Source organism: Cytobacillus sp. Hz8 (genome assembly GCF_042263505.1).
Classification (GTDB): domain Bacteria; phylum Bacillota; class Bacilli; order Bacillales; family Cytobacillaceae; genus Bacillus_BE.
Genome location: NZ_JBHKFI010000004.1, coordinates 1 through 20,168 on the forward strand (window position 1 = coordinate 1; position 20,168 = coordinate 20,168).

Here is a 20,168-nt window from a genome sequence, read left to right on the forward strand (position 1 = left end):
ATGAATATTGTGGGATCCAACAGCGACCATATTATTCAAATATTCCCTTTTTATGGAAAAGTTGAAGAAGAGGGCATATTTAAGCACGCCCTCCTCCACCAAAAGAATATTACTTTCTGACTATACATGATGAAAACAGTCATATAAAATTTAAAAAACTGAGAAAAACGGAGAAAACGCGAGAAAATCGTTACTTTTATGAGGGAGTATAAATTGGCAACCATGATGAAAATTCGACGTAGAAGCCAATTTTAGGAATAAAGTATAAGTGCACAAAGGGAGGCTTCTGAGAGACGCTTCGCAGCCGAAAAAAGCGCTTTTCTTTTTTCGGTGAACTACGCATCTGTCTTCGCCTGAAAACTCGCCAATCGGAGAGTTTTCGTTATTTATTGAATATTAGTGGAAATCTAGTAATTTTAATTCTACTTTTTATGATTCCACATATAATGGTAGAAAAGCGGAATAGGGGGTATGACATGCATAAGCGAACCCAATGGCTATTAGGAATCGCAATGATATTCTCCATTTTATTGCTTATTTTATGTGGACATAAATACTATTTATCGAGAGAATCAAAAGTTAGTGCTTTAGAGAAAGAGAAAAAAGAAACAGTGCAAGAAAAAAACACAGTTGAGAAGGTAATTCCAAAGAATAGCTTTTTAAATCTAATAGGTAAGGATATTCGTGAAGTAACAGAAAAATTAGGGCAACCAATAAGAATTGAGCCATCTTATTATCACTATGATTGGTGGATTTATAATCAGGATTTGGACAATTATCTGCAAATTGGGGTTAGTCATAATAAAGTAGTTACACTTTATGCGAATGGGAAAAATGTAGATGTACTACCATTTACGGTTGGTGAATCATATAGGAATATAAAAGAAAAATATCATTTAAACTCGAGGGTTAGTTTTGAGTATGAAAAAGGCTCTTATCAATTTGTTTTAACTGAGGATGATCTTAAGATACAGCCATTAATTCCAATAGGGGAAGCATTTGTACAAGCCTATATTGATAAGTTTACAGGGAAGCTTTCGGGTTTGAGGATGCTTGATAAAGAGACTCTAATTAAACAAGGACCTTATGAGCTTTTCTATCGGGGAGAATTAATCCAATCTACTATAAATAGCAGAAAGCAGATGGATAAAATTGAGAGAGCGAATGAAAGACAAATATTTGATATTACCAATATTCTAAGGATTAGAGAAGGGGTAAAGCCGCTAAAATGGGACGAAAAAATAGCGAAAGTAGCTTATTTGCACAGTAAGGATATGTTTACAAGTCAAGTGTTCTCTCATGATTCGAAAAAATATGGAAAATTGGCAGATCGATTAGATAATGGTGAGGTTTTCTATCAATTAGCAGGTGAAAATATCGCCGCAAATTATATTGATGCGCCTGCCGTTGTGGAGGGATGGTTAAATAGTTTTGGACACCGGGAAAGTCTTCTAAATGGGGAATTCACCCATTTGGGAGTAGGAGTTTATCGAAAATACTACACTCAAAATTTTATCGAGAAATGGACCCAATAAAAAGAATAAACAAGACTGACTCCATTAGGGTATCAGTCTTGTTTATTTTTATGGTTATCCTTATTTTGCTTTTTTCTCAATAACAAAAAAGCTACCTGTCGCTTGGGCAATTTTTTTTCCATCGGAGCGGAAAACATCTGAAGTTAATACCATAGTTTTGGATCCCTTATGTTCCATTTTTGCTTTACAAATTAAGGATTCTCCAACACCTGCAGATAAATAATGAATATTTAAACTGGTTGTTACTGCTCCAAAGCCTTCAGGTAAAATCATATTAGCAAAAACTCCCATCGTTGTATCGACAAGTGTTGCTGTAAAGCCACCATGAACGATATTTAAGTTATTATTTAAAAGTGGGGTAATTGGAATTGTAATTTTCAAACTGTCGTTTTGAAAATTATGTTCCATTTGCATGAGTTCGCTAATATAAGTACTAAATGGATTTTCCTTTTTTCGATGCAACCCCTCGAGGATGTTCTTCAACACCAATTGTTCTTCTTCTGTTGCTACCTCAATGTAGTGATTAAATAATTGTTGTAAATCTTTTTTCAATTCAGCACACTCCCATCATCTATGCAAAATATCTTATCATTTTTTTGGCATTTTTGAAATTCTGCAGAATCACCTTTTTTTTCTTTACTCATATGGTAATATAGGTAATTGTTTCAATCCTGAGGTGAAATAAAATGAAAAGCAAAAATCTGCATCCCTCAATTATTAAATTTAAAGAATTTGTTCGTGAAAATCCCCACATTTTGAAAGAAGTCAGGAATGGAAATAGTACGTTGCAGGAGTTATATGAGGACTGGTATTTACTTGGTGAAGACGATCCAAAATGGAATGGTATGGGAATTGAGAAAGAAGAAACAACTGTTAAAGAAGATAAAAAAGAAAATGATTGGTTATCGAAAATTATGAACAATGTGTCAAAAATGGATCCAAATCAGATTCAATCCCATCTATATAATGCAAATCAAGCAATATCTGCCATTTTAGGTGTGATTTCGCAGTTTCAGGGGCAAGGACAAACCCAGCAGCCACCGCAGCAAAATCAATCACCACACCCTTTCTCCTTTAGAAAAGACTAATGGTACGGAGTGATAAGAATATGAGAAAGGAAGTAATGAATTATATTTATCAAGAGAAAGAATTAAAGCAATTTTTAAGAGAACAATCTAGATGGTATAGAGAGCTATCGAGAAATCCTAATAAACTCCAGGCTTTTGAAATAGCCTCTCTTCATTATTATAAAAAGACAATTCCACACCAAGTTGAAAAAATTACTTCTGGAGTTCAGATGGCATCTGTAATGATGAGTATGTTTCAAGCAATGAACAAGCCATCATAATTTGTGGGATCAAGCTTTCTCAAAATACGGGAGGGCTTTTTATTTTTGATTAAAAAAGGAATTGCTCGCTAACAATAAGAAACAAAGGAGTGATTCGTTTGCTATATAGGATTGTTTTCTTCATAGTCACTTTATTTCTATTAACAGCTTGTCAAAAGGATATGCCGGAGCCAGAAGCAAAGAAAGGGAAAGACGTGTCACAATCAATATCACAATCCAAAGCATCCCCCGTTTTTCAAGCTTCAAAAGGAGTTACTTTTGATGTTTCTCATCAATTAAGAGCGAATACGATCTTTGTAGAATGCAAAGTGAATGGCATCACATTTCGAAAAAATGAAAAAGGGGAGAGTGGGAGAATTCTTATTTTTATTGACGGAAAGAAGAAACATGAGATTGGGCGGGCAGCATTTGTTATTAAAGGGCTCTCAAAAGGAAAACATACGGTAAAACTTATCCTTTTGAATAAGGATTCTCAGTTCATGAATACAAAATCATTCGAGGTAGAAATTCCCTCATAAGGTTGTTAGCTTTTCTGCTAAATGGATTCATGGTAAAATATGAATCGGAGGTGAGCCTTTTGCTTGCTACATTAGAAAGTGTGAAAATTATGGATGAAGCTAACATATTGACGAGAATGATTTTAGAGTCAGATATAGCGGAGAGTTATCGCTTTTATTTATATAAAATGAAAAAAAGTCAAAAGACCCAAGATAAAATTAAGGCATTTGTCCAAGTGAAAGAACAGTATGAGGATGTTCAACGATTTGGTCGCTATCATCCTGATTATAAGAAGGTGATGCAATCCATTCGTGAATTGAAACGAGAAATGGATTTGGACGAGAATGTAGCTAATTTTAAGAAAGCAGAAAATGATCTGCAAAACATGCTAGATGAAATTAGTGTGCTCGTTGGCCACTCTGTATCTGAGCATATTAAGGTACCGACTGGAAATCCATTTTTTGAATCAAGCTGCAGTGGAGGCTGTGGTTCAGGTGGTAGCTGTGGTTGTTCCTAAGAGTTCAATGCCGCTTCATTAATAAAATGCTTTTTACTTATTGAAAAAAATACTTTTTGTATGCTAGACTTATGTAAACAATTGGTCTTTGAAGGGGAAGGAAACAATGCTCGGTCAACGTCAAGGAATTATTATTTGGTTACATTCTCTTAAACAAGCAAAAATGCTTCGTAAATTTGGTAATGTCCATTATGTTTCAAAACGATTGAAATATGTGGTTCTTTATTGCGATCAAAAAGATATAGATGGAATTATGGAGAAAATCAACTCATATTCCTTTGTGAAAAAGGTTGAGCCTTCCTTAAAGCCGTTTTTAAAAATTGAATATGAAAATTCAAAACCAGATAAAGCGAAAGAATATGATTATAAAATGGGAATTTAAAAGGTGAGTCCTAAGAGACTCACCTTTTTTTTGCAATATCTCTGATGAGATCATGATAGTTGGTATTTTAAAACTCAATTATTTCATTGGTGGAATGTATCGATTCATTCTTAAAATGCCAATTAAGTGCTGGAAATATAGCTCTTTTTCGGCAAATTGGCTAGATGGCTTCACGGTTAATTCCATGATGTCTTTTTGTTGTGATTTTGCGGTTTTAGCAAACAAATCAAATCTTTTATTTGGAGTTGTATGGGGATTTGGAATTCCTTCCCGACATATATAAAGCGGTTGGAAGTCCCCAGGATTTGTTGGACTTAAGACGATGGCTAAGGAAGTAACATCCCGATCTTCCTTATTTGTATGAAAAGCCATAAAATGCTGTAATCGGTGTTGATTTGCTTTGGCGATCTCCAATAATTCGTATAGATCAGAATACCCTTCTCCAAGTTCAATAAAGCGTTGAATCAAAATAATCTCTCCCTTAATCATGTTCAATGAAGTTTCAGATTCTAAACTCTACTTTATCATTTTCATCATTATAATAGAAGAAGTAATCCTCTGAACAAAAAAATCTAGAAAAGCTGTTCATATTTAAAAAATCTATGAAGATTAAGTAAGAATTTGATAAGGTAGTTTTATCCCACTCTTAACGGACATTTTGACTCCCACTTCAAGATTCTGAGAATACGAAGAAGATAAGTGGGAGATCAACTGTCCGTAAAGGCCCGACGAGGGATTAAGGTCCTAGTCAGGCGAAGCCACAGGATGTGGCGTTATGAGCGTGATAAGTGAAATAAGATTTTTCTTTGGGCTTCAGACTTAGAAAAATCAATCAGGCTCTGCGTGACTAACCATCAGTGGGGGATGAATGGCAGACTAAAAGCGCGACGTCAACACATAAGTCTGCACACTTCACGTCCTGTGCGTCGAAAACCCCCACTGATGGAAGTTTCACTTTATCAGTTTAATTTAAGAAAAAAACTAATTTTCGTAAAGTTGCTATCAGCGAAAAAGTGTAATAAATAAAGGAGAACTAAATGTGGAAGGTATTATTAAGTATATTTTTCGCCCTTGCAGCCACGGTTGGTGGCTTGCTGCTTTGGCAATGGCATTCATACTCCAATCAAACTGATCAATCAAACAAGTCAGAGGTGGAAAGCATTAACCAAATGATATCAATTGAAGTGAGAAATAATCAATTGAACATTGTACAAAATATTGAAGGGCTTTCCTCAAATAAAGAATATCGGCTTATTGCTCCAGCATCAGTAAAAAGTTGGAAATGTTTTGTGCAGGATTCGAAATCCTGTAGTTCACAGGATAAAAATTCAAACACATTCCAGGCAAAGAATGAGAAAATGAGAATACAAACCATTATTCCGTTAAATAAAAAAGAGGAAGCATTCCTTTTAAATCATTGGCTTGTAACCATTTCAAATACGACGATTAACCATTCTTCAATGGAAATTGTTGACTATAGAAGAAAGAATGGTTCATGGGTAACTGGAATCCCACTGAAAGGGGGTAAACAATTAGACTTTGTCAGCTATTATTTTTTTCAAGGAAATAAAGATCCAGGTTCTCTTTATTGGCAAACAAAGACTTTAAAACAAACTGATGATTCAATGGGCTTTTCGTTTTTTTATGAAGGACAGCAAAAGCCTAAATTTTCCATTTCAAACCTAAAAGACTCAGTTGCTTTCCCTTACGTATCCATTGTCATATCGAGCCAATTTCATGAAACGTTTGGAAAGGGAATCTTGATTATGAATCGTAATGTCCGCCAAGAGGTGATTGAAAGAAAGCTGATGGAAGTCTATTATGCATCAAAATTTGAGGGGATAGCCCAAGAAGAAAAATGGCTCATCGAAGTATTTGCCTCTATGGCGATAAATCAAAATAGTCATAGTGCTAAAGGAAATAGAATGATTAAGGATATTGAAAATGTTTTAGATGGTCAACAATTAAAGAGATTTTTAAAGACTGTAAATTCAGAAAAATCGCCATTAAACCCACGAATATTAGATAATCTCTTTAGTAAGACGGTTGGACGACCAACACATTTTTTCACGCTGAATCAAAATGAAAAGACGCATTTTATTCCAATCTTCTATTATGATCAGCGAAAAGTGGTCATTAGCAAAAGGATAACAGATCAAATTGAGGTTATTTATCATGGTGAAGATAAATTATTTCCATTAGAAGCCACCTTAAAGGAATTGGGTTATGAAGTGGATATTTCCACAAATCATGATTCGATTGTCTTAAGAAAAGGAAATAATCAGTATCGCTTATTTTTGTATGACCCCATTTTTATTTTTAATCAACAAAACTATGGGTTACTAGAAAATCCACTTGTAAAAATGAATGGAACCGTCTTTATAAAGCAAAATGGGTTACAATCGATCTTTAAAATTCTAATTAATGAGACGAGCGAGAGGATTATGTTGTCTTCTATGAAATAATATGATTTTTAATTGGTGGAACTTGTCAACCATAATTTGCTTAATTATTTTTTTACAAAAGTAAAAAACCCTGCATTTCTGCAGGGTCCTTCTATATCCTTTTTAGGAAAGAAGGCAAAGGGAGAGGAGAAACCGGAGGAAGAACTTATGGGGAAACGTAAGTCTTCTCCGCGGTTGGCAACAACACCCTCGAATAGATGTTGTTACTTACATTATTTCCATAAAATATATCATTATACATTCAATTTGGATATTTTTTGGCTGCAATGGACTATTGCTAATTCTGAATATTTTGGATATTGTCGTTTCCTATCTAAATATGTTAGGATAGGTGGGAATGAAATTTGTAAAATGATAGTGGTGATTAAGATGAGAGTCGTTTCCGGTGACTGTAAAGGAAAAACACTGAAAGCCGTACCGGGATCTTCAACTAGACCTACAACGGATAAAGTTAAAGAAGCCATTTTCAATATGATTGGTCCGTATTTTGATGGGGGAACTGTACTTGATCTTTTTGCTGGTAGCGGAGGTTTGGGTATCGAGGCATTAAGTCGAGGAGTAGAGAAAGCCATTTTTGTTGATCGTGATGGTAAGGCTATCCAGGTTATTTGGGATAATATCAAATATTGTCAACTCGAGGAAAGAGTAGAGGTTTTTCGTAATGATTCTGATCGAGCATTAAAGGCCATTATGAAAAGGGAATTGAAATTTGATTATATTTTCTTAGATCCGCCTTATAAAAAGCAGCAATTGCAAAAATTAATTGAACTCATCGATAAAAATCAGTTATTGCAAGACAATGGTGTTATTGTATGTGAGCATAGTTCGAATGTAAATCTTCCAAACATAATTGGGGATTTAGTGAACATAAAGCACGAAACCTACGGCATCATTGCCATTTCAATTTATACATATAGCAAGGATTAATGAGGGGGATTTTAGTGGAACGTATTGCCGTCTGTCCAGGTAGTTTTGATCCAATAACTTATGGTCATATTGATATTATTAAAAGAGGGGCAAAGGTCTTTGATCAAGTAAGAGTAGTAGTTATGCATAATTCTTCAAAGCACCCACTCTTTACACCTGAAGAAAGAATTCAATTAATTCGGGAAGTAACGAAAGATATTCCCAATGTAGAGGTTGATTCTTCAAGCGGCTTATTAATGGATTATGCGAAAAAAGTCAATGCAAATGCGATTATAAGAGGCTTAAGAGCAGTTTCAGATTTTGAATATGAGATGCAGATCACGTCTATGAACAGAGTCCTAGATGAAGACATTGAAACATTTTTTATTATGACCAATAATCAATATTCTTTCCTAAGCTCAAGTATTGTTAAGGAAGTAGCAAAATATCATGGGAATGTTTCTACCCTTGTTCCAGCTATTGTGGAAAAATCGTTGAATGAAAAATATGCTAAGTAATGAAAAAAGGATGAAGGGGTCGTTTGCATCAGACGCTTTCATCCTTTTTTATTTGGAATCATTAATTCCTAAGATTCTTCATTCGTTTGAAATAAATCAAGATATAAATGATTAACGCGATGATCGTTAAAAGTGGACCTAATTCTTTTGCGATTGTTAGCCATTCAATCATCCAGGAATTTTCATTAGCAAAAAAGGTAGGTACAACCCCTTTTGGGCTTTCTGCAAAATGATTTCTTACGTATACAGGCTCCCAAAGGAGAAAAGCAAAGAAGCTTGCGAAAAAGCCGTGACAAATTCGTGCAAAGAAAAAGGGTTTAAAACGAATATCGGCTTGTGCTAAAATGCTGGCAACTTGAGCTTGAACACTAAATCCACTAAAGGCTAAGATAAAGCTTGTGACAACGGCTTGTTGCATTAAGCTAGCTTCCTCAACACCACTAGCTAATTTACTTCCAAGTGTAATTTCAAATAGTCCAGAGATGAATGGAATACTGAGTTCTTCTGTTAAATGAATGGAATGGAAAATAAATTCTACTCCTTTGCTAAAGAACGAAGTAATATGTAATTGCACAAGAAGTTGATTGATTACTGAGAATAATATGATGAATCCACCAATCATAAGTAAAGTTTGGATGGATGATACCACTGCGTCTCCTAACAATTTGCCGATAGGGCGTTTGTCATTTATCCTTGTCTGATGCAATGCACTAAATGCTTTACGAATGGAAATTTTCCTCCGCTCTTGCTTTCGGCTTCTTTCATTTTCTTTTCCATAAAATCTCATCATTAGTCCTACACATAAATTGCCTAAATAATGAGCTAACGCTAATAGAATCCCTAAATGAGGATTGTTAAAAAATCCAACAGATACAGCTCCAAAAATGAAGAGCGGATTGGATGAATTTGTGAAAGATGCTAGTCGTTCTGCTTCAATCTTTGTGAGTTGTTTTTCCTGTCTGAGTCGTGTGGTCAGCTTTGCGCCAGCAGGATATCCGGAGGCCATTCCCATCGCCCACGCAAATCCCCCCACTCCAGGAACCTTAAATAAAGGCCTCATAAAAGGTTCTAATAAAACGCCGATAAATGTAACCACTCCAAATCCGATAAGAAGCTCCGTTACGATAAAAAAAGGCAATAGGGATGGAAAGACAATTCCCCACCACATATTAAGCCCCCTGATAGAAGCATCAACTGACTCTCGGGGAAAAGAAATGAGTGAAATGGCTACTATGAGTATGGTTGTTGAAAGTAAAATCGTTTTAAGTTTTGATCGAAACACGCCATCAATGCCTCCCTGTAAAGGTGAACTAACCGTGCAACTTTTTATAAAGAATGATAGAATGAGTGTTATACTTCTAAGATTTAGGCCTTGTCCTCATATATTTCAATATACTCATAGAAAACAAAATTAGACCATAAGATTAAATGTGTCAGTTTAAAATGGGGTCATATTTAAGGAGGGATTCTTGTATGCATCGGCCAAAAATTGGTCTTGCTCTTGGTTCTGGAGGTGCACGCGGGTTTGCCCATTTAGGAGTCATTAAAGTACTAACTGATGAAGGAATTCCCATTGATTTAATTGCCGGAAGCAGTATGGGAGCGATGATCGGCTGTTTTTATGCTGCCGGTCAAAATATCGATAACTTGTATAAATTATCCAAAGTGTTTAAACGTAAATATTATCTAGACTTTACTGTACCTAAAATGGGTTTTATTGCAGGGAAAAGGATTAAAGGGTTAATTCGTATGTTTACACATGGAAAAACGATGGAACAATTGAATATTCCTGTTTCTGTCATTGCAACAGACCTATTAAGCGGTGAAAAAGTGATTTTTAATACAGGTTCTATTTCGGATGCCGTGAGAGCAAGTATTTCGATTCCAGGAATCTTTGTTCCAGAAAAAAATAATGGCAGACTTCTTGTTGATGGCGGTGTGATTGATCGGGTACCTGTTTCTGTTGTGAAAGAGATGGGGGCAGATATTGTCATAGCAGTTGATGTTGCTCATGTCAAAACAAATGCGGAGATAACGTCTATTTTTGATGTGATTATGCAAAGTATTGATATTATGCAAATGGAACTAGTTACAAACCGCGAGATCGCATCGGATATTATGATTCGTCCACGCGTTGAAATTTATAGTTCAAGAGCTTTTACAAATATAGAAGAAATTATTAAAATGGGTGAGGAAGAGACGAGAAAACAGATTACGAAAATTAAGCAATTATTGGACCAGTGGGAGGAGTAAACTTGAAATGAGGAAAAAGATATTCATCCGTTCTTTAGTATTCTTCATCGCACTCATTTTAGTGGCAGGTTCATTTGTCTATTTACCTTATTATGTTTCAAAACCAGGAATGGCAAAAGAGCTTAAGCCCATTATAAAAGTGGAAGATGGCTACAAGGAACAGGGCAATTTTATGCTAACAACAGTGAGAATGGGTCGAGCTAATATCTATTCATATATGTATGCAAAATTAAGTAAATACCAAGAAATCTATCCACTAGATGAAATACGGGCTGAGGATGAATCTGAAGAGGCTTATAATGTGCGCCAGCTTTATTTAATGTCCAGTTCCAAATCGAATGCGATTGAAGTTGCTTTCAAAAAGGCTGGTATTCCAATAAAGTACGATTATAATGGTGTTTATGTGTTAAATGTTCTTCCAGATATGCCAGCAGATGGAAAACTCAAGCCTGGCGACCGAATATATCAGGTGGATGGAAAAGAGTTTAATTCGACTGAACAATTTATTCAGAATATAAGTAAGAAAAAAGAGGGAGATCGCGTTAAACTTGCCTTTGATCGCAATAATAAGAAAAAGGATATTACGCTTTCATTAAAAAGATTTGAGGACAATCATACAAAAAAAGTTGGTGTTGGGATTTCCTTAGTCGATGATAAGGAGCTTGAGGTGAGTCCAAAGGTATCTGTGCAGACAGATGATATTGGTGGTCCTTCAGCAGGCCTCATGTTTTCTTTAGAAATCTATAATCAATTAACGAAGACGGATTATACGAAAGGATACCAAATTGCCGGAACTGGAACTATTTCTCCAAATGGAACAGTGGGACCAATCGGGGGTATTGAACAAAAGATTATTGCAGCAGATAAGTCAGGTGCGGAAATATTTTTTGCCCCTAATGAAAATGGAAGTAAGAAATCAAATTATCAAGATGCGGTAAAAACAGCAAAGGATATTGGAACGGATATGAAGATAATCCCAGTGGATACCTTCGCTGATGCACTTAATTATTTGAAAACTTTAAAAGCAAAATAAAGAAAAGTGAGCGGGGCGAGGTATGCTTAATCCTCCCCGCTCACTTTTCTTCATTATTGATAATAGATAGGGGGCTGTGAAAATTCTTTTTCTAATAATAATTGCTTAGCTTCTTCCTTTACCCCTAAGGCATAAACTCTCGCTGCTTTTATATCTAAGTGGATCTGCTCGTTTTGAAAGGAAGAGAGCTTAGACACTAGCGGGATTGAAAGCTTGCTTTTTCTTTTGTTTAAAAAATCCCGTCCTTTATTTGTCATTCCAAGAAGGCGCAAGTAACTGACTTTTTCATCTCTCAATTTCATTTCCGCTTTTTTTGTATTGGTTAACACATGGACGCACATTCTTTGAAGTCTTGTCCATGTGTATCGCTTTGTTTTTAAAAGATTCATAAAGTCTACAAAAGAATGGGCCTTTAATCCAGCTGAGATTAAGCGATTTTCAATTCCTTCCTCTACCTCGTATATACCTCTCAGTTCTTCTTTTGATAGACTAATGAGCCGATATTTCAATAAGGGCCAATAGCTTTCCCATTGTTGAAAAGATCCGATACTCCTTTTATATTGAAGCAATCTTTCGAAAGTACTTTCAGGTACAAACTGTCGAATCTGTTTGATATCGCTATCTTTTGAAAAGAGCGCTTTTCGAATGCTTGTTGCACTGGCAATCGTATCAGAGGAGAAATGACTGTCATGGTATGCCGCCTGACTTCTTGAAACGGTCAAAACTTTCATTGGAATTCCATTGGTATGGACAGCCTTTAAATAATGGTAGCCTAGAATGTTATTAGGCTTGGAAAGATCCATCATTTCGTTATTTGGGAAAAGCCTTGAAAAACTTTGAGCGGATGCAGATGGATAACTTAGACCCTGACCCATCAATTCTTTAATATGAAATTGATATTCTGTGTCATTTTTTTCAAGAAAATGTAAGGTGTTTAAAAACAGATCCATATCACCCGCTTCACTTCCAAAACATAACGCTTCACAGCCTGCCTCAGCGAGAATGGATACGGCACCATTTGCGAATGTTTCTGCCTTTTGTGTAGCAAACTGATAAGGTAATTCAAAAACAATATCTACTCCTGCTGCTAATGCCATTTCTGTTCGAGCCCATTTTGTCATTAATGCAGGTTCGCCACGCTGAAGGAAATTTCCGCTCATGGCGGCAATAACAACATCGTTGTTAGAGATTCTTTTCGCTGCATTTAGATGAAAAGCATGTCCATTATGAAATGGATTATATTCGACAACAATCCCAACAGCCTTCATAATTACCTCCTTGCCATGTGAAAATAGATATGATTAAATAGAGAATATTTGATTAAAGAACTTGGATAATGACCACATTATACTGTAAAGAAAAAATATTGACAAATAATTATAAGGAAGCTATAATTACCTTTGTTGCCTTTGGGGTGATTCGAATGAAATGGACGTTAAGTCAATTATCAAAATATCGAAGCAAGGATTTTCCGATTGATGAAACAATCATTGTAGACGATATTAAAGAAATCGATCAAACAATACGAGATGTTTCACCAATGCATATAACGGGTCGAGCAGATATCGACTCGACAAAAGTGACTTTTCATTTACAAATAAATGGTCATCTTGTTTTGCCTTGTTCTCGTACGTTAGTTGATGTGAATTATCCAATTAATGTTGAAACAACAGAAACTTTTCTCTTAAAAGATTTCGATTATGAAACGGGAGAGGAAGTTCATCAAGTAAATGGGGATATCATTGATCTCTATCCGGTTATCAAGGAAATTCTTTTACTTGAAGTACCATTGCAAGTTTATTGCGATGAAAATAGCAAGGAAACTGGTGCTCCACAGTCCGGGCAGGATTGGGAAGTTATTCAGGAATCGGATCAAACAAAAAAAGTGGATCCGCGCCTTGCTGGACTTGCAAAATTTTTCGATCAAGACCATTCTTCTTCCGATTGACACGGAAGAACTTAGAAAGTATGGAGTTAAAGTGATTTAGCCTTCATAACTTTCTTGATTCTCTTTAAGGAGGTGGGAATAATGGCTGTACCTTTCAGAAGAACATCTAAAACTGCGAAAAGAAAGCGTCGTACTCATTTTAAATTACAGGTTCCAGGTATGGTAGAATGCCCAAACTGCGGTGAAATGAAACTTGCTCACCGTGTATGTAAAGCTTGTGGAACATACAAAGGAAAAGAAGTTGTAAACGACTAATTTCTTGACTGAGATATAAAGCACAGGAACAAATTGTTCCTGTGCTTTTGTCGTTTTTTCGGGAAAATGCTTGAAAAAATTTAATTTTTGTATATAAAATAAAGAATATTCGTATTTTTTTCAGGAGGGCATTATGGAACCATATACTATTAATGAGGAACCGGAAGGATATATACTATTTACAATTAATAGACCAGAGAAGCGTAACGCCATAAATGATGACGTGATGAACGGACTTCGAGATGCAATTGATAGGACAGAAGAGTCAGATGCTAAGGCACTTGTTATTACAGGTGCAGGTGATAGAGCCTTTTGTTCAGGAGGAGATTTATCTGTTTTTCATGAGCTTCGTACGGAAGAGCAAGCATACTCTATGCTTTCAAAAATGGCAAAAATACTATACCGCTTGCTAACCCTAAGCAAACCTACAGTTGCTGTTATCAACGGTGCTGCTGTTGGTGGAGGGTGTGAAATCGCTACAGCATGTGATTTTCGAATTGCTCAAAAGGGAATTAAAGCAGGATTTGTCCAAGGTACATTAGCCATTACAACGGGCTGGGGTGGAGGAACCATGTTACTGGAAAAAATCCCAACTGCCAATGCCTTGAAAATGTTAATGGAGGCTAGGGTCTTTACCTCAGATGAATTAGTTGACCTCGGGTTTGTACAATCTACTTACGAGGGGGCAGAAGAAAATAGATGGAGGGAAGTACTGGCTCCACTCCTTCATATTGAGTCTGAAGTTTTACAAGCCTATAAAAATTTATTGCTCCAAAAATGGACTGATAGTCAATTATGGGAAAGAATGGAGAAGGAAGTACGTGGTTGTGCGATTTTATGGGAAGGGGAGAAACATCACCGACAAGTAGAATTATTCCGAAATCGAAAATAGTTCAGATACAAATTGGGAATCGAGTCTATCTTTTCTAGTAGATGCATATGTATGATAAAAAACACTAGGAGGGATTGACGGATGCCAATAACTCGTCAAGATGCATGGTCACAAGACGAAGATTTGCTTCTTGCAGAAGTAGTTCTTAGACATATTCGCGAGGGCAGCACCCAACTGCAAGCATTTGAGGAAGTAGGGAGACAATTGTCCAGAACATCAGCTGCTTGTGGATTTCGGTGGAATTCATTTGTGAGAAAACAGTATAAATCTGGAATAGATTTGGCTAAAAAGCAAAGGAAAGAGTTGAAAAAATCAGCTTCACTGGATAATGCAAACGATACAACAGGCGCAATTAAGTCACTAGCAACGAATGTGACTTTACTTCCTAAGACCACTGAAGGAGAAAAGAAGCTTGATTTTGAAGAAGTGATTTCTTATTTACAAACCATTTATAAGGAAGCACAAATAGCAATGAATCACGAGGAAGAAATGGGTGCTTATGACCATAAAATTCAATCTCTAGAGAAACAAATATATTATTTGGTAGCAGAAAATGAAAAATTAATCAAGGATATCAAAACAATTGAATCGGACTATAAGGCATTAATCGAAATTATGGAACGAGCTAGAAAAATGGTTGTTTTACAGGAGGAGGATCGACAGCAAAAGGTTAAATTTCAAATGGATAAAAACGGGAATTTAGAACGTGTTGAAAAGTGAATAAAGAGAGAACAGATAAAAATGAAGGGACTGATTCATGATCATTAAATCAGTCCCTTCATTTATTGGTGTTGGCATTATTCGAAATCATCAACTTGCTGAAGTGACAGGAAATTTTCCTGGAAGCCAAACAAGTGAGTTTTCAAAAGAAAGATCTTCCCCAATATTTTCAATGGGGGAAAAGCCCATTTTGTTCCAAAACTCTTTGGAATTCACCCTTGAAATGGTTTTGATAGGAAGTCCCTTTGATTTAGCGTATTCGACAAGTGCGGTACCAAAGCCTTGATGCTGATATTCAGGTAAAACTTCAAGCTTCCAAAGCTCAAGATAATATTTAGCAGGTTTTAAAACGGGATTAAATTTAGCGTTCACCTTGTATAGGCTCATACGGGCGGCAAGTTTACCTCCGAAATAAATCCCATAAAACGGTGAGTCGCTATCATTATCAATGATATTTGCTTCAAGATCCTCAAGCATGGAAAGCTCCTGAAGGCCATACTCCTTAAATTCCTTGAATTCCTCTAACGTTTTAAAGTTCACCTTTAACTTCTCAACAGTAAGATTCAATTTTATTTCCCCCTTTGCAATGTTGTAATAATAATAACTATTTCCATCAAGAGAACGTTTACTTTAGAAAAATGGTAAAGATTTGCTCTAATTGTTTTGGCGTGAATAGACTAATAGGCTAAAAAATTGAAGTTAAAATGGTCTTGTAGTATTTTTTTTCATGATTCATTGGATTTGTTCGTTTAGACCTATACTTTGAAGCTCTACATTGTCGTAGATTAATAGGAGTCAAATTTGGATAAGGAAGTATCACTTTGACGAACGGGTTTTGACCTTTTAAATAATTTAAAAGATCCGTTGTTTGTATACGAATTGAAGTAAACGCTTCCATTGATATCATTATATACTAATTAAACCAAAAATTCTGCACTTAAATTTTGAAAACTTTTACAAAATGAACTGAAAATAGATTTTTTCTACAAAATTCCTAACCAGATGGGCATCACGCTTAGATTATTACATTTTTTCCTCCCTGTATTCACAAATTGGGACATTCATCTGATAAAATATGACTAAAGCAAATAAAAAAACATAGTCGATAACTTGCTCCTAATAAACACAAGGAATTTTTATTTAACGAAAACAATTTTGTTAAAAGAGGAGACGCACATGAAAATTGGGATAATTGGTGGTGGAGCAATTGGCCTGTTGTTTGCAGGTTATTTACAAAAAAATCATCAGGTCATGATATATACAAGAACAGTCGAGCAAAAATTAAATTTGCTAAAACATGGATTATACATAACTAAAGATCAGCATACTTCCCAGATAGAGGTTGAAGCGAAATTAATGGATGAGTGGAAGGGGGATGATGACTTAACACTCATTACGGTTAAGCAATATCAACTTCCTCAAGTGATGGAGAAAATAGTGGCCCAAGGAAATCAAGAAAATTCCTTTCTGTTTTTGCAAAATGGAATGGGACATTTGAAATGGTTGGAAAAATTGGTTGCTAACAATATCTATGTTGGCACAGTTGAACATGGAGCAATACGTGAAAGCAACAATCATGTTCGATTTACTGGGAAAGGGAAGACGAAGTTAGCCATATATCACGGGGAAGATTCTTTGCTAACAAAATTAATGGAGCCAGTGAATCCAGAATTTCCGTTTGAAGTTGAAGAAGATTATTATGAAATGCTCATTTCCAAGCTGATCATAAATGCTGTTATTAACCCATTAACTGCTGTTTTGAAGGTCAAAAATGGAGAATTAGTCAATAATCCCTATTATTATCGTGTTTTAATTCAAGTTTTTGAAGAGGTTATTGATGTGCTACAAATTCATAATCGTTCTCGATATTTTGGCCAACTCCTGCAGGTTTGCAGGAATACTGCAGCAAATCGTTCCTCAATGTTAAAGGACATTGAAGAAAACAGACAAACTGAAGTAGATTCCATCTTAGGCTATTTATTAGAGAAGGCATTGAAAGAGGAGAGAAAAGCACCATTATTGATGGCTTTTTACCATTGTGTAAAGGGTAGTGAACAATAGGGAGGGAAGTAAATGTCTTCTTTTTTGTCCATATTTTTGTCGATTTTCATTACCATCCCGTTCCTTGGTTACCTTATGGTCTTCATCATCACAAAATTAATTACTGGAGAGCACCGTAAGTCTGTTCATCTAGCGATTGACTGTAGTACATTCCTGTTTATCATATCCGTTCATTATTTAATTTTAACAATCTGGCATAAATCTTATTTCTGGGTCGTAATATTATTTATGCTTATCGAGGCCATGATTTTTGTTATCATCCATTGGAAAATCAAGCATGAAATCCACTTTTCGAAAGTCTTAAAAGGATTTTGGAGATTCAATTTTTTAATCTTTATATCTGCCTATTTTGTTTTACTCCTGTTTGGTGTGATTAAAAGTGTTACCCAATCTATTATGTAAGAAGCGGATTTTTTCCTTTTTTCGTCTTTCAATGATATACTCTATTAGGAAAAACAAGTTGACTAGAAAGGAAGTACATGAATGGAGATTTTAAATCTCTCTCTCCCTGCAACTAATCGATTTGCAACGGATTATTTAGCGCAAGATCATGCAGTGGAAGGTTTTTTTCATTATCATTTTCTACATTCATCTGAGTATGAAAGACGTGTAATGGAATTAAGGAATAGATCTTTTAAACGAAAAGAACTATGTGACCATATTGAACAATTTATGGATCCATTTCCAACCTCCAATCAAGTTAAGAAATCATTGGAGAAATTAAGAAGTGAAAATAGTGTTGTGGTCATTGGTGGTCAGCAAGCTGGTTTATTGACAGGACCACTTTACTCCATACATAAAGTCATATCCATTATTATGCTTGCAAGACAACAGGAAATGGAACTTGGAGTGCCAGTTGTTCCTGTATTTTGGATCGCTGGAGAGGATCATGATTTTCAAGAGGTAAATCATCTATACATAAATAAGAATCGAAAAGTAGAAAAATGGATTTACCCAGAAAAAATAAAAGAAAAGAAGATGGTCTCTCATATTGAATTAAATCAAGAAATCTGTTTATCTTGGATCGATAGTATTTTGGAGACCTACGGCGAAACGAAAAATACGAAAGATTTACTTGATTTTTCTAAAAAGGCTTTAGAAAAATCAACAACCATGGTTGATTTTTTTAGCTGGATTATTATGGAGTTATTTAAGGAAGATGGTCTTCTCATCATTGATTCAGGGGATTATAATCTGAGAAAGCTTGAAAGTGAATATTTTATTAAACAAATTCAATGTGCCAATGAAATTACTAGCTTAGTAAAAGAGCAACAAGCAGAGATAAATCTATGTGGGTTCCCAAATACAATCGAAATTCCAGAACAAGCAGGAAATCTCTTTTATTATGATGAGGAATTCAATGAACGGATTTTACTTGAATACGACGAAGAAAATTTAATTTTTAAATCGAAAAATGGTCAAATTCATTTTACGAAGGAGCAATTGCTTCAGATTGCTTCCCAATATCCGGAAAAACTTAGCAATAATGTGGTTACTAGACCGATAATGCAGGAATGGTTATTTCCTACATTAGCCTTTATTGCAGGACCTGGAGAGATCTCTTACTGGGCAGAGCTTAAAAAGGCATTTGAATTTTTTGATATCAAAATGCCGCCAATCGTTCCTCGTTTAAATCTAACCTTTGTGGAAAGACAAATTGAAGCAAACCTTCGAGCTTTCCATTTATCCATTGAAGATGTATTAAAAGAGGGGATTTCTAAAAGTCGGGAAGAATTTTTGGCTTCTGTACGGAATAAAAAGCTCCAAGCACTGTTTGCAAAGACGAAAGAAGAGGTTATTAACCGTTATCGAGAGCTCGAAGAATGTGCTAATGAAGAAGATAAAGGTTTGGCTCCTTTATTGGAAAAGAACAGTAAACTAATAATGGATCAGCTCCAATTTATGGAGAATAAAATGGAATTAGCATTACAGTTTAAAAACGATGTGGTGCTGAAAAAGTATGCAGCAATTGAAAACTCGTTAAAACCTTTAGGCTCTCCACAGGAGAGAATCTGGAATATTTACTATTATTTAAATCAATATGGTTTTTCGTTTATTCATCAGATCATGCAGTTGCCATTTGAGTTTGATGGAAAACATAAGGTGATAATTATGTAAAGCTTAACTCATGTGAGTTAAGCTTTTTTTTTGATACCTGCAATAAAATTTTAGAAATATCACAAAACAATGAAGGAAAATAATGCTAATCGTAGAATTTATATAAATAGGTGGTGAAAAGTGGGGGGATGTGGTACATTTGATGTAGAAAGTGGGGGTAGTGGGTATGTTCATGGGTGAGTATCATCATAACGTTGATATAAAAGGCCGTTTAATAGTACCTGCAAAATTTCGTGACGACTTAGGCGAAATCTTTGTATTAACCCGTGGACTTGACCAATGTTTATTTGGCTACCCGCTTGATGAGTGGAAGATACTTGAAGAAAAGTTAAAGGGTCTCCCCCTTACAAAAAAAGATGCTCGTGCTTTTACCCGTTTCTTCTTTTCAGGGGCAACGGAGTGTGAACTTGATAAACAGGGAAGAATTAATATCACAGCTCCTTTGTTGAATTATGCAAAGCTTGAAAAGGAATGTGTGATCGTAGGCGTTTCCAATCGAATTGAAATCTGGAGCAAGCCTCTTTGGGAGGAATTTTTTGCACAATCTGAAGATTCTTTTGCGGAAATAGCAGAAAATATGATTGGATTTGATATATAATGGGAATGTTTTTTGTAAATAAGTAAACTTCTCGATTAACTGTTCTCGAAAAGAACGATGCAAACTTTTTGCAGGACACTCAGATTCCAACATACAAAAACTCCGGAACAATTTCGGTAGA

At 35.4% G+C, this 20,168-nt stretch carries 24 protein-coding genes; 19 read left to right on the forward strand and 5 right to left on the reverse strand.

Features of this window, described 5'->3' with window-relative positions:
• Positions 1-476 precede the first annotated feature (476 nt).
• On the forward strand, positions 477-1,535 hold the full coding sequence (locus ACE38V_RS06760) for a CAP domain-containing protein (protein WP_375840452.1): 1,059 nt from the start codon (positions 477-479) through the stop codon (positions 1,533-1,535).
• Positions 1,536-1,595: 60 nt separating this feature from the next.
• On the opposite strand, the gene ACE38V_RS06765 is transcribed toward ACE38V_RS06760, so the two are convergent.
• Positions 1,596-2,087, reverse strand: coding sequence for a PaaI family thioesterase (locus ACE38V_RS06765; RefSeq protein ID WP_375840453.1), 492 nt, complete (start codon positions 2,085-2,087; stop codon positions 1,596-1,598).
• 134 nt (positions 2,088-2,221) lie between these two features.
• Between ACE38V_RS06765 and ACE38V_RS06770 the strand changes: the two genes are divergently transcribed.
• The 5 genes from ACE38V_RS06770 to ACE38V_RS06790 all read left to right on the forward strand — a co-directional run bounded on the left by ACE38V_RS06770 (position 2,222) and on the right by ACE38V_RS06790 (position 4,280).
• Positions 2,222-2,623 carry a YlbD family protein gene (locus tag ACE38V_RS06770; RefSeq protein ID WP_375840454.1) on the forward strand — a complete coding sequence of 134 codons (402 nt, stop codon included), beginning with the start codon at positions 2,222-2,224 and terminating at the stop codon, positions 2,621-2,623.
• 20 nt (positions 2,624-2,643) lie between these two features.
• Positions 2,644-2,883, forward strand: coding sequence for a YlbE-like family protein (locus ACE38V_RS06775; RefSeq protein ID WP_375840455.1), 240 nt, complete (start codon positions 2,644-2,646; stop codon positions 2,881-2,883).
• Positions 2,884-2,981: 98 nt separating this feature from the next.
• On the forward strand, positions 2,982-3,401 hold the full coding sequence (locus ACE38V_RS06780; protein WP_375840456.1) for a hypothetical protein: 420 nt from the start codon (positions 2,982-2,984) through the stop codon (positions 3,399-3,401).
• 59 nt (positions 3,402-3,460) lie between these two features.
• Entirely contained in the window at positions 3,461-3,898 is a 438-nt protein-coding gene (locus tag ACE38V_RS06785; protein WP_375840457.1) for a YlbF/YmcA family competence regulator, read from the forward strand.
• A 106-nt stretch (positions 3,899-4,004) separates the two neighbouring features.
• Positions 4,005-4,280 (forward strand): YlbG family protein, encoded by a 276-nt coding sequence (locus ACE38V_RS06790; RefSeq protein ID WP_375840458.1) that lies wholly within the window; start codon positions 4,005-4,007, stop codon positions 4,278-4,280.
• 78 nt (positions 4,281-4,358) lie between these two features.
• Here the strand turns inward: ACE38V_RS06790 and ACE38V_RS06795 are convergent, their stop codons facing one another.
• Positions 4,359-4,748, reverse strand: a complete 390-nt coding sequence (locus tag ACE38V_RS06795) for a DUF7147 family protein (RefSeq protein WP_375840459.1) — start codon at positions 4,746-4,748, stop codon at positions 4,359-4,361.
• 569 nt (positions 4,749-5,317) lie between these two features.
• Between ACE38V_RS06795 and ACE38V_RS06800 the strand changes: the two genes are divergently transcribed.
• The 3 genes from ACE38V_RS06800 (at position 5,318) to coaD (ending at position 8,169) form a co-directional block, all read left to right on the forward strand.
• On the forward strand, positions 5,318-6,745 hold the full coding sequence (locus ACE38V_RS06800) for a hypothetical protein (protein WP_375840460.1): 1,428 nt from the start codon (positions 5,318-5,320) through the stop codon (positions 6,743-6,745).
• A 369-nt stretch (positions 6,746-7,114) separates the two neighbouring features.
• Entirely contained in the window at positions 7,115-7,672 is a 558-nt protein-coding gene (rsmD, locus tag ACE38V_RS06805; protein ID WP_375840461.1) for a 16S rRNA (guanine(966)-N(2))-methyltransferase RsmD, read from the forward strand.
• Between the two features lie 14 nt (positions 7,673-7,686).
• Complete coding sequence (coaD, locus tag ACE38V_RS06810; RefSeq protein ID WP_375840462.1) at positions 7,687-8,169, forward strand: pantetheine-phosphate adenylyltransferase; 483 nt, start codon at positions 7,687-7,689, stop codon at positions 8,167-8,169.
• Positions 8,170-8,230: 61 nt separating this feature from the next.
• Here the strand turns inward: coaD and ylbJ are convergent, their stop codons facing one another.
• The gene (ylbJ, locus tag ACE38V_RS06815) at positions 8,231-9,451 is read right to left on the reverse strand and encodes a sporulation integral membrane protein YlbJ (RefSeq protein WP_375840463.1); all 1,221 of its coding nucleotides are present in this window, start codon (positions 9,449-9,451) and stop codon (positions 8,231-8,233) included.
• Positions 9,452-9,642: 191 nt separating this feature from the next.
• On the opposite strand from ylbJ, the gene ACE38V_RS06820 reads away from it, so the two are divergent.
• Together ACE38V_RS06820 and ACE38V_RS06825 are read left to right on the forward strand one after the other, a co-directional pair.
• Positions 9,643-10,422 (forward strand): patatin-like phospholipase family protein, encoded by a 780-nt coding sequence (locus tag ACE38V_RS06820; RefSeq protein ID WP_375840464.1) that lies wholly within the window; start codon positions 9,643-9,645, stop codon positions 10,420-10,422.
• A gap of 7 nt (positions 10,423-10,429) precedes the next feature.
• The gene (locus ACE38V_RS06825; protein ID WP_375840466.1) at positions 10,430-11,455 is read left to right on the forward strand and encodes a SepM family pheromone-processing serine protease; all 1,026 of its coding nucleotides are present in this window, start codon (positions 10,430-10,432) and stop codon (positions 11,453-11,455) included.
• 53 nt (positions 11,456-11,508) lie between these two features.
• Here the strand turns inward: ACE38V_RS06825 and ACE38V_RS06830 are convergent, their stop codons facing one another.
• Positions 11,509-12,723 carry a nucleotidyltransferase gene (locus ACE38V_RS06830; RefSeq protein ID WP_375840467.1) on the reverse strand — a complete coding sequence of 405 codons (1,215 nt, stop codon included), beginning with the start codon at positions 12,721-12,723 and terminating at the stop codon, positions 11,509-11,511.
• A 155-nt stretch (positions 12,724-12,878) separates the two neighbouring features.
• Between ACE38V_RS06830 and ACE38V_RS06835 the strand changes: the two genes are divergently transcribed.
• The 4 genes from ACE38V_RS06835 (at position 12,879) to ACE38V_RS06850 (ending at position 15,270) form a co-directional block, all read left to right on the forward strand.
• Complete coding sequence (locus tag ACE38V_RS06835; RefSeq protein WP_375840468.1) at positions 12,879-13,403, forward strand: YceD family protein; 525 nt, start codon at positions 12,879-12,881, stop codon at positions 13,401-13,403.
• Between the two features lie 81 nt (positions 13,404-13,484).
• Positions 13,485-13,658 carry a 50S ribosomal protein L32 gene (gene rpmF, locus ACE38V_RS06840; RefSeq protein WP_009791160.1) on the forward strand — a complete coding sequence of 58 codons (174 nt, stop codon included), beginning with the start codon at positions 13,485-13,487 and terminating at the stop codon, positions 13,656-13,658.
• Between the two features lie 133 nt (positions 13,659-13,791).
• Complete coding sequence (locus tag ACE38V_RS06845; RefSeq protein WP_375840470.1) at positions 13,792-14,550, forward strand: enoyl-CoA hydratase/isomerase family protein; 759 nt, start codon at positions 13,792-13,794, stop codon at positions 14,548-14,550.
• Between the two features lie 81 nt (positions 14,551-14,631).
• Positions 14,632-15,270 carry an RsfA family transcriptional regulator gene (locus ACE38V_RS06850; protein ID WP_375840471.1) on the forward strand — a complete coding sequence of 213 codons (639 nt, stop codon included), beginning with the start codon at positions 14,632-14,634 and terminating at the stop codon, positions 15,268-15,270.
• A gap of 90 nt (positions 15,271-15,360) precedes the next feature.
• On the opposite strand, the gene ACE38V_RS06855 is transcribed toward ACE38V_RS06850, so the two are convergent.
• On the reverse strand, positions 15,361-15,837 hold the full coding sequence (locus tag ACE38V_RS06855; RefSeq protein ID WP_375840472.1) for an N-acetyltransferase: 477 nt from the start codon (positions 15,835-15,837) through the stop codon (positions 15,361-15,363).
• A gap of 609 nt (positions 15,838-16,446) precedes the next feature.
• On the opposite strand from ACE38V_RS06855, the gene ACE38V_RS06860 reads away from it, so the two are divergent.
• From ACE38V_RS06860 to mraZ, 4 genes are all read left to right on the forward strand, one after another.
• Positions 16,447-17,331, forward strand: coding sequence for a 2-dehydropantoate 2-reductase (locus ACE38V_RS06860; RefSeq protein ID WP_375840473.1), 885 nt, complete (start codon positions 16,447-16,449; stop codon positions 17,329-17,331).
• A 12-nt stretch (positions 17,332-17,343) separates the two neighbouring features.
• Positions 17,344-17,733 carry a DUF3397 domain-containing protein gene (locus tag ACE38V_RS06865; protein ID WP_375840474.1) on the forward strand — a complete coding sequence of 130 codons (390 nt, stop codon included), beginning with the start codon at positions 17,344-17,346 and terminating at the stop codon, positions 17,731-17,733.
• An 81-nt stretch (positions 17,734-17,814) separates the two neighbouring features.
• A complete protein-coding gene (gene bshC / locus ACE38V_RS06870) occupies positions 17,815-19,449 on the forward strand; it encodes a bacillithiol biosynthesis cysteine-adding enzyme BshC (RefSeq protein WP_375840475.1) in 1,635 nt (544 codons plus the stop codon).
• 166 nt (positions 19,450-19,615) lie between these two features.
• Positions 19,616-20,047 (forward strand): division/cell wall cluster transcriptional repressor MraZ, encoded by a 432-nt coding sequence (gene mraZ / locus ACE38V_RS06875; protein WP_375840476.1) that lies wholly within the window; start codon positions 19,616-19,618, stop codon positions 20,045-20,047.
• Positions 20,048-20,168 lie beyond the last annotated feature (121 nt).

Coding starts and splice junctions, on each gene's coding strand:
- ACE38V_RS06865 (WP_375840474.1), top strand. CDS start 17,344: ATGTCTTCTTTTTTGTCCATATTTTTGTCGATTTTCATTACCATCCCG.
- ACE38V_RS06760 (WP_375840452.1), top strand. CDS start 477: ATGCATAAGCGAACCCAATGGCTATTAGGAATCGCAATGATATTCTCC.
- bshC (WP_375840475.1), top strand. CDS start 17,815: ATGGAGATTTTAAATCTCTCTCTCCCTGCAACTAATCGATTTGCAACG.
- ACE38V_RS06825 (WP_375840466.1), top strand. CDS start 10,430: ATGAGGAAAAAGATATTCATCCGTTCTTTAGTATTCTTCATCGCACTC.
- ACE38V_RS06775 (WP_375840455.1), top strand. CDS start 2,644: ATGAGAAAGGAAGTAATGAATTATATTTATCAAGAGAAAGAATTAAAG.
- ACE38V_RS06830 (WP_375840467.1), bottom strand. CDS start 12,723: ATGAAGGCTGTTGGGATTGTTGTCGAATATAATCCATTTCATAATGGA.
- rpmF (WP_009791160.1), top strand. CDS start 13,485: ATGGCTGTACCTTTCAGAAGAACATCTAAAACTGCGAAAAGAAAGCGT.
- ACE38V_RS06860 (WP_375840473.1), top strand. CDS start 16,447: ATGAAAATTGGGATAATTGGTGGTGGAGCAATTGGCCTGTTGTTTGCA.
- ACE38V_RS06790 (WP_375840458.1), top strand. CDS start 4,005: ATGCTCGGTCAACGTCAAGGAATTATTATTTGGTTACATTCTCTTAAA.
- ACE38V_RS06770 (WP_375840454.1), top strand. CDS start 2,222: ATGAAAAGCAAAAATCTGCATCCCTCAATTATTAAATTTAAAGAATTT.
- mraZ (WP_375840476.1), top strand. CDS start 19,616: ATGTTCATGGGTGAGTATCATCATAACGTTGATATAAAAGGCCGTTTA.
- ACE38V_RS06850 (WP_375840471.1), top strand. CDS start 14,632: ATGCCAATAACTCGTCAAGATGCATGGTCACAAGACGAAGATTTGCTT.
- ACE38V_RS06800 (WP_375840460.1), top strand. CDS start 5,318: ATGTGGAAGGTATTATTAAGTATATTTTTCGCCCTTGCAGCCACGGTT.
- ACE38V_RS06820 (WP_375840464.1), top strand. CDS start 9,643: ATGCATCGGCCAAAAATTGGTCTTGCTCTTGGTTCTGGAGGTGCACGC.
- ACE38V_RS06835 (WP_375840468.1), top strand. CDS start 12,879: ATGAAATGGACGTTAAGTCAATTATCAAAATATCGAAGCAAGGATTTT.
- rsmD (WP_375840461.1), top strand. CDS start 7,115: ATGAGAGTCGTTTCCGGTGACTGTAAAGGAAAAACACTGAAAGCCGTA.
- ACE38V_RS06845 (WP_375840470.1), top strand. CDS start 13,792: ATGGAACCATATACTATTAATGAGGAACCGGAAGGATATATACTATTT.